This is a genomic window from Isoptericola luteus (genome assembly GCF_020297055.1).
Classification (GTDB): Bacteria; Actinomycetota; Actinomycetes; order Actinomycetales; family Cellulomonadaceae; genus Isoptericola; species Isoptericola luteus.
Map to the genome: position 1 here is coordinate 215,135 of NZ_JAIXCQ010000002.1, position 11,728 is coordinate 226,862.

The 11,728-nt window shown below is 72.4% G+C and carries 9 protein-coding genes; all 9 read right to left on the minus strand.

Annotated elements, in window-relative coordinates:
• Window positions 1-31: 31 nt before the first annotated feature.
• On the minus strand, window positions 32-1,069 hold the full coding sequence (gene yjfF / locus LEP48_RS04015) for a galactofuranose ABC transporter, permease protein YjfF (RefSeq protein ID WP_225564292.1): 1,038 nt from the start codon (window positions 1,067-1,069) through the stop codon (window positions 32-34).
• The gene (locus tag LEP48_RS04020) at window positions 1,069-2,136 is read right to left on the minus strand and encodes an ABC transporter permease (protein ID WP_225564293.1); all 1,068 of its coding nucleotides are present in this window, start codon (window positions 2,134-2,136) and stop codon (window positions 1,069-1,071) included. The genes yjfF and LEP48_RS04020 overlap by 1 nt, the downstream gene beginning before the upstream one ends.
• Complete coding sequence (locus tag LEP48_RS04025; protein ID WP_225564294.1) at window positions 2,136-3,671, minus strand: sugar ABC transporter ATP-binding protein; 1,536 nt, start codon at window positions 3,669-3,671, stop codon at window positions 2,136-2,138. Before LEP48_RS04025 ends, LEP48_RS04020 begins: the two co-directional genes overlap by 1 nt.
• Before the next feature lie 83 nt (window positions 3,672-3,754).
• Window positions 3,755-4,759 carry an ABC transporter substrate-binding protein gene (locus LEP48_RS04030; RefSeq protein WP_225564295.1) on the minus strand — a complete coding sequence of 335 codons (1,005 nt, stop codon included), beginning with the start codon at window positions 4,757-4,759 and terminating at the stop codon, window positions 3,755-3,757.
• Window positions 4,760-4,950: 191 nt separating this feature from the next.
• Window positions 4,951-6,510, minus strand: coding sequence for a sugar ABC transporter ATP-binding protein (locus LEP48_RS04035; RefSeq protein WP_225564296.1), 1,560 nt, complete (start codon window positions 6,508-6,510; stop codon window positions 4,951-4,953).
• A complete protein-coding gene (locus tag LEP48_RS04040) occupies window positions 6,510-7,529 on the minus strand; it encodes a LacI family DNA-binding transcriptional regulator (protein ID WP_225564297.1) in 1,020 nt (339 codons plus the stop codon). The genes LEP48_RS04035 and LEP48_RS04040 overlap by 1 nt, the downstream gene beginning before the upstream one ends.
• 136 nt (window positions 7,530-7,665) lie before the next feature.
• Window positions 7,666-9,177: an L-arabinose isomerase gene (gene araA / locus LEP48_RS04045; RefSeq protein WP_225564298.1), complete on the minus strand. Its 1,512-nt coding sequence runs from the start codon at window positions 9,175-9,177 to the stop codon at window positions 7,666-7,668.
• Between the two features lie 52 nt (window positions 9,178-9,229).
• On the minus strand, window positions 9,230-9,943 hold the full coding sequence (locus tag LEP48_RS04050) for an L-ribulose-5-phosphate 4-epimerase (protein WP_225564299.1): 714 nt from the start codon (window positions 9,941-9,943) through the stop codon (window positions 9,230-9,232).
• A gap of 17 nt (window positions 9,944-9,960) precedes the next feature.
• Window positions 9,961-11,631 (minus strand): xylulokinase, encoded by a 1,671-nt coding sequence (locus tag LEP48_RS04055; protein ID WP_225564300.1) that lies wholly within the window; start codon window positions 11,629-11,631, stop codon window positions 9,961-9,963.
• Window positions 11,632-11,728: the final 97 nt, after the last annotated feature.

An 11,728-nucleotide genomic window follows, 5' to 3' on the forward strand; every position in this document is an offset into this window, starting at 1 on the left:
TGCCGCCGCCGGCCGGGCGCCCGGACGGGCGCTAGGTGCGCCGCACGGTGAGGACGCGCTGCAGGATCACGAACACCAGCAGCAGGCCGCCGATGACGATCTTGGTCCACCAGGAGCTCAGGGTGCCCTCGAACGTGATGACGGTCTGGATCAGGCCGAGCACCAGCACGCCCAGCACCGACCCCAGGACGAATCCCGTGCCGCCGGTCAGCAGCGTGCCGCCGATCACGACGGCGGCGATGGCGTCCAGCTCCATCGCCACGCCGGTCAGGGAGTACCCCGACCGGGAGTACATCGCGAACAGCAGGCCGCCGATGCCGGCGCAGGTGCCGCTGACCACGTAGACCAGCACCTTGGTGCGGGCCACGGGCAGGCCCATCAGGCGGGCGGACTGCTCCCCGCCGCCGATCGCGTAGACCGTGCGCCCGAACTGCGTGTAGTGCAGCAGGTAGAAGGCCACGGCCACCACGACGAGCGCGATCACGACGCTGGACGTGATGCGCCACTGCCCGCCGATCCACGTGTCCCAGCCCGCGAGGGCGACGAACGTCTCCTCGCTGATCGGGATCGACTCCGGCGCGACGAGGAAGCACAGGCCGCGCGCGAAGAACATCGCCGCGAGCGTCGCGATGAACGGCTGGATCTCGAAGACGTGCACCATGGCGCCCACGAGGAGACCGATCACCGAGCCGACGAGCACGACCAGCGGGATGACGACGCCCGCCGGCATCCCGGCGTTCAGCAGGTACGCCGCGGTGACGGCCGAGAGCGCCAGGACCGCGCCGACCGACAGGTCGATGCCGCCGGTGAGGATGACGAACGTCATTCCCACCGCCAGGACGATGAGGAACGAGTTGTTGATGAACAGGTTCGCCAGCACGCCCACCGACAGGAAGTTGTCGTACCGCATCCCGCCCACCACGAGGATGAGCGCGAGCACGACGAACGTCCCGACGACCGGCAGGTAGCGGCGGTCGAGGCGCAGGGCGCGGCGCGTCGCGGGCCCGCCGCCGCCTCGACGGGCGCGGGCGCCCTGGGTGGTCCCGCCGTCAGGCACCGTCGTCGTCATCAGGCCACCGCCTTGGAGGTCGAGGGACGGCGCACGGCTCGTTCGGCGAGCTTGCGACGCACCACCGGCGACTGCGCCAGGGTGACCGCCGCGACCACGAGCGCCTTGAACAGCGGGGTCACCAGGGGCGAGATGCCGAGGTTGGTGACGGTGAGGGTCAGGGTGGCGATGATCAGCACGCCGACGAACGTCCCCGACAGGGAGAACTTCCCGCCGGCCAGGGACGTCCCGCCGATCACCACCGCGAGGATCGCGTCGAGCTCGATGAACAGGCCGGCGTTGTTCGCGTCGGCCGCCATGACGTTCGAGGCGAGGATGAGGCCGGCCAGGCCGGAGAACAGGCCGGCCAGGGCGAAGACGGTCCAGACGATGGTGCGTGCCTGCACCCCCGCGAGCCGGCTCGCGGACGGGTTGATGCCCACGGCCTCCACCAGCATCCCGAGCGCCGTGCGCCGGGTCAGGAAGGACACCAGCCCGAAGACGCCGAACGCGACGAGCGTCGCCACGGGCAGGCCGAGCCAGAACCCGGCTCCCAGCGTCTTGAACGGCGCGCTGGTGACCGTGGTGATCTGTCCCTGGGTGATGAGCATCGCGATGCCGCGGCCGGCCGTCATGAGGATGAGCGTGGCGATGATGGGCTGGACCCCGACGACGGAGACGAGGAACCCGTTCCAGACCCCGAGCAGCAGGGAGAGCACGAGCGCGATGCCGATCGCGGTCAGGACGGTCCCGATCGCCTCCGGCTCGGGCGCCGTCGCGATGAAGCTCAGCGCGACGGCGCCGGCGATCGCCACGACGGCGCCCACCGACAGGTCGATGCCCCGGGTGGCGATGACGAGCGTCATGCCGAGCGCGACCAGCATGAGCGGGGCGCAGTTGCGCAGGATGTCGATCGGTGACCCGAAGAGGTGCCCGTTGAGCACCGAGACCGACAGGAAGCTCGGCCGGAAGATCGTGTTGGCCGCGAGCAGCGCCACGAGCGCCACGACGGGCCAGAACAGGGTGTGCGACGTGACGGCGCCGAGGCGGCCGGCGGTGCGCGGGGGTGGCGCGCTGGTGGCGGACATCAGTGGGTCCCTCCGCTCGCGATGAGTTCGACGACGTCGTCGAGGCCGACGGCCTCGCCGTTGGTCAGCTCCGCGACCTTCTGCCGGTCGCGCATGACGGCGATGCGGTGGCTGAGCCGCAGCACCTCCTCCAGCTCGGCGGAGATGAACACGACGCCCATCCCGCGGGACGCGAGGTCCGCCACGAGCCGCTGGATCTCGGCCTTGGCCCCGACGTCGATGCCGCGCGTGGGCTCGTCGAGGATGAGCAGCTCGGGCGCGGTGGCGAGCCACCGGGCGAGCAGCACCTTCTGCTGGTTACCGCCCGAGAGGTTGCGCAGCAGAGCGTCCGGGTTCGCCGGGCGGATGCCCAGCGCCGTGATGTACCGGTCGACGATCTCGTCGACCTGCTTGCCGGGCAGGCGGCGCAGCCAGCCGCGCTCCGCCTGCAGCCCGAGCACGATGTTCTCGCGCACGGTGAGGTCGCCGACCACGCCCTCGGCCTTGCGGTCCTCGGAGGAGAAGGCGATGTCGCGGTCGATCGCGGCCCGGGGGTTGCGCAGTCGGGCCGGCTCGCCCTTGACGTGCAGCGTGCCCGCGTCGGCGCGGTCCGCGCCGGCGAGCAGCCTGGCCACCTCGGTGCGCCCGGAGCCCAGCAGTCCGGCCAGGCCGACCACCTCGCCCGGGTGGACGTCGAGGTCGAACGGCTGGACGGAGCCGCGGCGGCCCAGCCCCACGGCCTGCAGGAACGGGGTGCCGGCGGTGGGGTCGACCGCATGGTCGGTGCGCACCTGGAGATCCTCCAGCACCTCCATGGTGCGCCCGATCATCCGCGAGACGAGCTCGCCCCGGCTGATCTCGGCCGTGCGGTACTCCCCGACCAGGCCGCCGTTGCGCAGCACCGTCATGCGGTCGGAGATCTCGTAGACCTGCTCGATGAAGTGGGAGACGAACAGGATCGCCACGCCCTGGTCCCGCAGCGCGCGCACGACCTCGAACAGGCGGGCCACCTCGTCGGCGTCGAGGCTGGAGGTCGGCTCGTCGAGGATGAGGACCTTGGCGTCGACGACCATCGCCCGGCTGATCGCGACGAGCTGCTGCACGGCGATCGAGTGGGAGCCGAGGGAGGACGCCGGGTCGATGTCCAGCCCCATGGTCGCCAGGTGCTCGGCCGCCCGACGGCGGGTGGCGCGCCAGTCGATCGCGCCGAACCGTCGCGGCTCGTTGCCGAGCATGATGTTCTCGGCGACCGTGAGGTTCTCGCAGAGGTTGACCTCCTGGTACACCGTGGCGATGCCGGCGCCCTGCGCCTCGCCCGGGCCGGAGAACCGGTGCGGTGCGCCGCCCACGAGGATCTCGCCGGCGTCGATGCCGTAGACCCCCGTCAGCGCCTTGATCAGGGTGGACTTGCCGGCGCCGTTCTCGCCCATGAGGGCGTGCACCTCACCCCCGAACAGGCGGAGGTCGACCCCGTCGAGCGCCTTGACGCCGGGGAACTCGATCGAGATCCCGGTCATCTCGACGATCGGCCGCGCCGTGTCCTTCGAGCTTGTCATCGTTGACCTTCCGTGGAGTGCCGTCGTACCGGCACGGTGGGCGCGACGTGCGCCGCGCCCACCGTGCCACGAGCCACCGACCGTCAGTACTGGCGGTCGGGCAGCGCCTCCTTGGCGGCCTCCTGGTCGAAGGCCTCGTCCTTGACGACGATCCGCTTGGGGACCTCCTCGCCGGCGATGACCTTCTTGGCGATCTCCGCCAGGTCCGGGCCGAGCAGCGGGTTGCACTCGACGATGTAGTTGATCTTGCCGTCGGCCAGGGCCTGCATGCCGTCCTTGACCGCGTCGACCGTGATGATCTTGATGTCCTCGCCCGGCACCTTGCCGGCTGCCTCGATCGCCTCGATGGCGCCCAGGCCCATGTCGTCGTTGTGGGCGAAGACGAGGTCGATGTCGTCGTACTTCTGCAGGAAGCCCTCCATGACCTGCTTGCCCTCGGTGCGGGTGAAGTTGCCCGTCTGCGAGTCGATGACCTCGATGTCGCTGCCGGCGATCGCGTCGGCGAAGCCCTGCTGGCGGTCGATCATCGGGGCGGCGCCCGTGGTGCCCTGCAGCTCGACGGCCTTGTAGCCCTCGCCGTCGTACTGCTCCACGGCCCACTCGCCGGCCATCTGGCCCTCGAGCACGAAGTCGGAGCCGATGAACGACTCGTAGAGGGTGTCGTCGGTGCTGTCCACGGCACGGTCGGTGAGGATCACCGGGATGTTCGCCGCCTTGGCCTCCTGGAGGACGGCGTCCCAGCCGGTCTCGACGACCGGCGAGAACGCGATGACGTCCACGCCCTGCTGGATGTAGGACCGGATCGCCTGGATCTGGTTCTCCTGCTTCTGCTGCGCGTCGGAGAACTTGAGCTCGAAGCCGTTCTCCGCCGTCAGGGTGTCCTGGATGGACTTGGTGTTCGCGGCCCGCCAGCCGGACTCGGCGCCCACCTGGGAGAAGCCGAGGACGATGGTGTCGGTGGCCGCCGCGGCGTCGCCACCGTCCGAGCCGGCGTCGGACGGCGCCTGCTCGCTGCTGCACGCCACGAGCGCGGTCGCGGTCAGGGTCGCGAACAGTGCGGCACCGACGCGTCGGAAGTTCTTGCTCATGTTCTCCTCCTCGAGACGCCGGTCGGCCGGTGGCCGCCCGGCCCGTGAGGTCGACGTCGACCCCCGGCAAGCTTGCGTTGTGACCGATAACATAGCGAACCTGTGACCGGTAACATAGGCCCGCGCATCACGATTCGGTAACTCCGTCGGAACCGAGCGGGGGGGACGCTCGCACGGCCAGGCGCGTGCGGTCAGCCCTCGGCGTCCGGGCCGGCCTCACCGGTGTCCGCGGCGATCATCTCGACGATGGTGTCGACCGTGACTCCCGGGCCGTTGCTGAGCTCGCCGATCTTCTCGCGGTCCTTGAGCACCACGATGCGGTCGCTGAGGCGCACCACCTCCTCGAGCTCCGAGGAGATGAAGACGACGGCGACCCCCTCGCCCGCGAGCCGTGCGACCCGGCGCTGGATGTCGAGCTTGGCGGCGATGTCGATGCCGCGCGTCGGCTCGTCGAGGATCAGCACGTGAGGTCGCGTGGCCAGCAGCCGGGCCAGGAGCACCTTCTGCTGCGTGCCCCCCGACAGCTCGCCGGCCGGCCGGTCCAGGTCGTCGGGCGACAGCCGGAGGGCGTCGAGATAGGTGTCGACGATCGCGTCCTGCTCGCCGCGGGACAGCGGCCGTGTCCAGCCGCGCAGCGCCTGCAGCGCCAGCACGATGTTCTGCCGCACCGTCAGCCCGGCGACGATCCCGTCGTCCCGCAGGTTCTCGCTCGACATCGCGATCCGGTACCGCAGCGCGGCCCCGGGGCTGCGCAGCTGCACGCGGGCGCCGTCGAACCACAGCTCGCCGCGGTCGGGGCGCTCCACCCCGCTCATCAGGCGCGCGAGCTCGGTGCGCCCCGAGCCGCGCAGGCCGGCGAACCCGACGACCTCGCCCCGGGACAGCTCGACGTCCGTGGGCTCCAGGACGCCGCGGCGCCCCAGGGACGCCGCCCGCAGCGTCACCTCGCCCGGCTGCGCGTAGTGGTGCGAGAGCCGCTCGGAGTGCAGCGCCTGGAGCGCGTCGATGTCCTCCCCGATCATCTTCGAGATGAGCTCGGCGCGCTCGACCTCCGCCGTGCGGTACTCCGCCACGACCCGGCCGCCCCGCAGCACCGTCAACCGGTCGCTCACCTCGAACACCTGCTCGAGGAAGTGGGAGACGAACAGCACCGCGGCGCCCTGGTCCCGCAGCCGCCGGACGACGCCGAGCAGGCGGGACGCCTCCGCCGCGTCCAGGCTCGACGTGGGCTCGTCGAGCACGAGCACCCGGGGCTCGAGGACGATCGCGCGCGCGACCGCCACGAGCTGCTTGGTCGCCGGCGACAGGTCCTCCAGGGGCGCCCGCGGGTCGACGTCCTCGAGGCCGAGCGCGGCGAGCGCGGCCGAGGCGCGCTCCCTGGTGCTCGACCAGTCGATGCCGAACCAGCGACGCACCTCGTGGCCGATCATCACGTTCTCGGCGACGGTCAGGTGCGGGCTCAGGTGCGACTCCTGGAAGACGGTCGCGATGCCCTCCGCCCGGCTCCGGGCCACGCTCTCCGGGGTGCGGGGCGCACCGTCGACCAGGACGTCCCCCGCGAGGATCGGCACCGTCCCCGTGAGCGCGCCGATGAGGGTCGACTTGCCCGCGCCGTTCTCCCCCATGAGCGCGTGCACCTCGCCCGGACGCAGCAGCAGGTCCACGTCGTCGAGCACCCGCGTCCCGGAGCGCTCCACGGTGATCCCGTACATCTCGACGACCGGGTCGGCCGGAGCCGTCCGCGGAGCCATCAGTGGGCCTTCCTCGGTGGCGCGCTCGACGCCCGGGCGATGATCTGGGCCGGGATCCGCGTCACGTCCGGGATCTCCCGCTCCTCGATCGCGGCTCTCAGGACGTCGACGATCGCGACGCCGAGCGCGTCGAAGTCCTGCCGGACGGTCGTGAGCGGGGGAACGATGTGCCTGGCCAGCGGGATGTCGTCGAACCCGACGACGCTGAGGTCGTCCGGCACCGAGAAGCCGCGGTCGTGGAGCCCGTGGACCAGCCCCACCGCCATGTCGTCGTTCGCGACGAAGATCGCGGTGTAGTCCGGCAGCTCGCGGATCCCGCGCGCGAAGTCGTACGCGAAGTCCGCCGTCCAGTCCCCGATGACCACGGGACGCTCGCGGACGCCCCACGACTTCGCCCGCGCGTGGAACGCCCGCTCGCGCGTCCGGGCGTCGAGCCAGTCGAGCGGGCCCGCGACGTGCAGGATGTCGCGGTGCCCCAGCGAGACGAGGTGGTCGACGGCGAGCGCCGTCCCCGCCTGCTGGTCGACCGTCACCGTGAGGAACGTCGGATCCTTGTCGGGCTTCACGACGAGCACGGGCACCCCGACCGCGATGCGGCGCAGGGCGGCGATGGACGACGACCGGGGCGCGACGACGCAGAGCGCGTCCACGCCCTGCGCGATCAGGTGGTCGACGGCCTCCTGGGGGGAGATCTCCTCCCCCGCCCGCAGCAGCACCGAGCTGACCGTGTACCCGGAGGCGCGGGCCGCGGACTCGACGGCGCGCACGGTGCTGGTCGGCCCGAACTCGACCGCGCTCTCCACGATGACGCCGATGCGGCGGGTGCGCTGGGTGGCCAGGGCACGGGCCGTCATGTTCGGGCGGTAGTCAAGCTCCTCGATGGCGCCCTCGACCCGGCGCCGGGTGGCGTCCCTGATGTGCGGGTGCCCGTTGAGCACCCGCGACACCGTCATGGCCGAGACTCCGGCGCGCTCGGCGACCTGCCGGATGTTCGGCCTGTCGGCGCCGGGACTCGCCATGCGGGGCCTCCATCGGGTTCGTCCGCCGGTCGCCGGCCGGCGCCGTGGCGTCGACAGCCTACCGAACGGGCCGGTGCCGGGTCAGTGCCGGGCCGGTGCCGGGCCGGTGCCGGGCCGGTGCCGGGTCAGCGCCGGGTCACAGGCCCTGCGCCACCCGGTGGTAGACCTGGTTCCAGCGCACCTGGTCGGCGAACCCGCGGCGCGTGGTCGACTCGTCGATGACGAGCAGCTCCGTGCGCGCGATGTCCGCGAACACCTCGAACGCCTCGATGCCGGCCGCCGTCGACATCACCGTGTGGTGCGCGCCGCCCGCGGTCAGCCACGCCTCGGCCGAGGTGGTGAAGTCCGGGCGCGGCGCCCAGACCGCGCGGGCCACGGGGAGGTTCGGCAGGTCGTGCGTGGGGGCCACGACGTCGACCACGTTCGCGGTGAGGCGGAACCGGTCGCGCATGTCGGCCAGCGACACGACGACGGCGCCCTGCGTGGCGTCCGCGTCGAAGACCATGCGGACCGGGTCCTCCTTGCCGCCGATGCCCAGCGGGTGGATCTCCACGCGGGGCCTCGACGTCGTGAGGGACGGGCAGATCTCGAGCATGTGCGCGCCGAGGATGAGCTCCGAGCCGGGCGTGAGGTCGTAGGTGTAGTCCTCCATGAGGGAGGCGCCGCCGGGCAGGCCCTCGCCCATGACCTTCGCCGCGCGCACCAGGACGGCCGTCTTCCAGTCGCCCTCGGCGCCGAAGCCGTAGCCCTTGCTCATGAGCCGCTGCACGGCGATGCCGGGGAGCTGGCGCAGGGCGCCCAGGTCCTCGAAGTTGGTGGTGAACGCCTTGGCCCCGCGCTCGACCAGGAACGTCTCCATGGCGATCTCCTGGCGGGCGGCGTACCGCAGCGAGTCGTGCCGCTCGCCGCCCTGGCGCAGCTCGGCGGCGACGTCGTACAGGTCCTCGTACTCGGCGACGAGCGCGTCCACCGCGGCGTCGCCTGTGGCCTCCACGGCCGCGACCAGGTCGTTCACGCCCCACGTGTTCACCGAGACGCCGAAGCGCAGCTCGGCCTCGGTCTTGTCGCCCTCGGTGACGGCGACGTTGCGCATGTTGTCGCCGAACCGGACGAGCTTGAGCTCGTGCGTGGCGGCCCAGCCCGCGGCGCCGCGCACCCAGGTGCCGACGCGCCGGGCCACGGCCGGGTTCGAGACGTGGCCCACGACCGTCGTCCGCGCGACGCCCAGGCGTGTGGCCAGGTAGGCGTACTCGCGGTCGCCGTGCGCGGCCTGGTTGAGGTTCATGAAGTCCATGTCGATCTCGGACCACGGGAGCTCGACGTTCGCCTGCGTGTGCAGGTGAAGCAGCGGCTTGCGCAACGCGTCCAGGCCGCCGATCCACATCTTGGCGGGGCTGAACGTGTGCATCCAGGTGATGACGCCGAGGACGGCGTCGTCCGCGTTCGCGTCGAGCATGGCCCGGCGGATCGAGCCCGCGTCCTTGAGCACCGGCTTCCAGACGACGCGCACCGGCACGTCGCCGGACGCGTCCAGCGCGGCGGCGACCTCCTGGGACTGCGCGGCGACCTGCTCGAGGGTCTCGGGGCCGTACAGGTCCTGGCTGCCGGTGAAGAACCAGACCTCGCGGTCCGCGTAGGGCTTGCTCATGGTGGGGAGATCCTTCCGGGGGTGGCGGGAGTGCGACGGTGGAGCGGGCCGGTCAGTGCTGGCCGTAGACGTTCTGGTAGCGGTCGTACAGCGCGTCGACGTGCTCGGCGGCGATGGGCAGCGGCTCGCCGAGCTGGCGTGAGACGTGCACCGTGCGCGCCACCTCCTCGACCATCACCGCGGCCTTGACGGCGGCCCGGGCATCCTTGCCGATGGTGAACGGGCCGTGGTTGCGCATGAGCACCGCCGGGCTGCGGTGACCGCCCAGGGTCTCGACGATGCCGCGGCCGATGGAGTCGTCGCCGATGATCGCGAACGGGCCGACGGGGATCGGGCCGCCGAACTCGTCGGCCATCATCGTCAGCACGCAGGGGATCTCCTCGCCGCGCGCGGCCCACGCCGTCGCGTAGGTGGAGTGCGTGTGCACGACGCCGCCGACGTCGGTCATGTGCCGGTACACGTAGGCGTGGGCCGCGGTGTCCGACGACGGCGACCGGTCGCCCTCGACCAGGGCGCCCTCCAGGTCGCACACGACCATGGCGTCGGGGGTGATGTCGTCGTAGGAGACGCCGGACGGCTTGATGACGAGGAGGTCGTCGGAGCCGTCGTCGGCGCCCCGCGGGTCGCGCACGCGCTCGGAGACGTTGCCCGCCGTCCACACGACGAGCTCCCAGCGGGGCAGCTCGGCGTGCAGGGCGGCGACGCGCTCCTTGGCGGCGTCGACGGCCGCGCGCAGGTGGGCGGGGACCGTGGTGGGGGTGCTCATGGGGGGTCTCCTTCGGGTCAGAGGGCGTCGACGGCGGCGCGCTCGACGGCGAGGCCTGCCGCGTAGCGCTCGAGGTACGCGGCGAAGCCCGCCACGTCGGCGGCGTCGGGCTCGGCGACGTCCAGCACGACGTCGGCGAAGACCCGCTCGCGCAGGTAGTTATCGAGGGCCGGTGCGGTGGCCTCGCCGCCCGTGCCGGTCGCGCCGTTCGCTCCGGTCGCGCCGTTCGCGGCGTTCGCGGCGGCCGCGAACGCGGCCAGGACGGCGATGCCCCAGGCCCCGCCCTCCCCGGCTGTCTCGCCGACGGCGACGGGGGCGTCGATCGCGCCGGCGAGCAGGCGCTGGGCGACGCCGGCCGTCCGGAAGAGGCCGCCGTGCGCGAACATCGTGTCGATGGCGACGCCCTCGCCGTGCAGCACCCGCATGCCCAGGGCGAGCGTGCCGAAGACGCCGTAGACCTGGGTGCGCGCGAAGTTCGCGAGCGTCAGCCGGCTGCCCGGCGTCCGCACCAGGAGCGGGCGCCCCTCGTCCAGGCCGGTGATCGGCTCGCCCGCGAGGTAGTTGTAGGCGAGCAGACCGCCGCCGTCGGGGGCGCCGTCGAGCGCCGCGCCCAGCAGGGCGCCGAAGACGGCGTCCGGGTCCGCGGGCCGGCCGAGCGCGGCCGCGAACTGCCCGAGGACGCCGGCCCAGGCGTCGAGCTCGCTGGCCCCGTTGTTGCAGTGCACCATCGCCACCAGGTCCCCGGCCGGCGTGGTCACGAGGTCGAGCTCGTGGTGCACGCTCGTCAGCGGCTCCTCGAGCACGACCATGGCGAAGATCGAGGTGCCGGCGCTGATGTTGCCGGTGCGCGGCGCCACCGAGCCCGTCGCGACCATGCCCGTGCCGGCGTCGCCCTCGGGCGGGCAGAGCAGCACGCCGGGCCGCAGGGTGCCCGTGGGGTCGAGCAGCGCGGCGCCCTCGACGGTGAGGTGCCCGGCGTCGGCGCCCGCCGTGAGCACCTGCGGCAGCAGGCCCTCGACGTCGAGCCCGGGGCGCCGGGCCGCGACGAGGTGCCGGAACTGCTCGAGCATCCGGGCGTCGTAGTCGCGGGTCGCCGGGTCGACCGGGAACATGCCGGACGCGTCGCCGACCCCGAGCACGTGGGCGCCGGTCAGCGCCCGGTGGACGTAGCCGGCGAGCGTCGTGAACGACGCGACCTGCGGCACGTGCGGCTCGTCGTCGAGGATCGCCTGGTACAGGTGCGCGATCGACCAGCGCAGGGGGATGTTGTACCCGAACAGCTCGGAGAGCTCCGCCGCCGCCGGGCCCGTGCTGGTGTTGCGCCAGGTGCGGAAGGGGGTGAGCAGCTCGCCGTCGGCGTCGAACGGCAGGTAGCCGTGCATCATTGCCGAGACGCCGAGCGCGGCGTACGTGGTGGGGCGGACGCCGAAGCGCTGCTCGACGTCGGCCACGAGGTCCGCGTACGCACCCTGGAGCCCGGTGTGGACGGCGTCCAGCGAGTAGGTCCACACGCCGTCGGCGAGCTCGTTCTCCCACGCGTGCGTTCCGCTGGCGACCGGTGCGTGGTCGGGACCGACGAGGCAGGCCTTGATGTTGGTGGAGCCGAGCTCGATGCCGAGCGTCGTGCGCCCGGCGACGATCGCCTCCCGGATCGCGGACGTGTCGTCCGGCTGCGCCGCCTGCATCATCGTTGCTCCGTCCCTGCCCGGCCGCCCGGGCGTCGTCGTGATCCGCCCATGTTAGCGCTCACATCGCTGACGCCCAAGCCCACCCCCGGCGTGCTCT

Excerpts from the sequence above, each read along its gene's own strand:
- yjfF (WP_225564292.1), bottom strand. The coding sequence starts at position 1,069 with ATGACGACGACGGTGCCTGACGGCGGGACCACCCAGGGCGCCCGCGCC.
- LEP48_RS04020 (WP_225564293.1), bottom strand. The coding sequence starts at position 2,136 with ATGTCCGCCACCAGCGCGCCACCCCCGCGCACCGCCGGCCGCCTCGGC.
- LEP48_RS04025 (WP_225564294.1), bottom strand. The coding sequence starts at position 3,671 with ATGACAAGCTCGAAGGACACGGCGCGGCCGATCGTCGAGATGACCGGG.
- LEP48_RS04030 (WP_225564295.1), bottom strand. The coding sequence starts at position 4,759 with ATGAGCAAGAACTTCCGACGCGTCGGTGCCGCACTGTTCGCGACCCTG.
- LEP48_RS04035 (WP_225564296.1), bottom strand. The coding sequence starts at position 6,510 with ATGGCTCCGCGGACGGCTCCGGCCGACCCGGTCGTCGAGATGTACGGG.
- LEP48_RS04040 (WP_225564297.1), bottom strand. The coding sequence starts at position 7,529 with ATGGCGAGTCCCGGCGCCGACAGGCCGAACATCCGGCAGGTCGCCGAG.
- araA (WP_225564298.1), bottom strand. The coding sequence starts at position 9,177 with ATGAGCAAGCCCTACGCGGACCGCGAGGTCTGGTTCTTCACCGGCAGC.
- LEP48_RS04050 (WP_225564299.1), bottom strand. The coding sequence starts at position 9,943 with ATGAGCACCCCCACCACGGTCCCCGCCCACCTGCGCGCGGCCGTCGAC.
- LEP48_RS04055 (WP_225564300.1), bottom strand. The coding sequence starts at position 11,631 with ATGATGCAGGCGGCGCAGCCGGACGACACGTCCGCGATCCGGGAGGCG.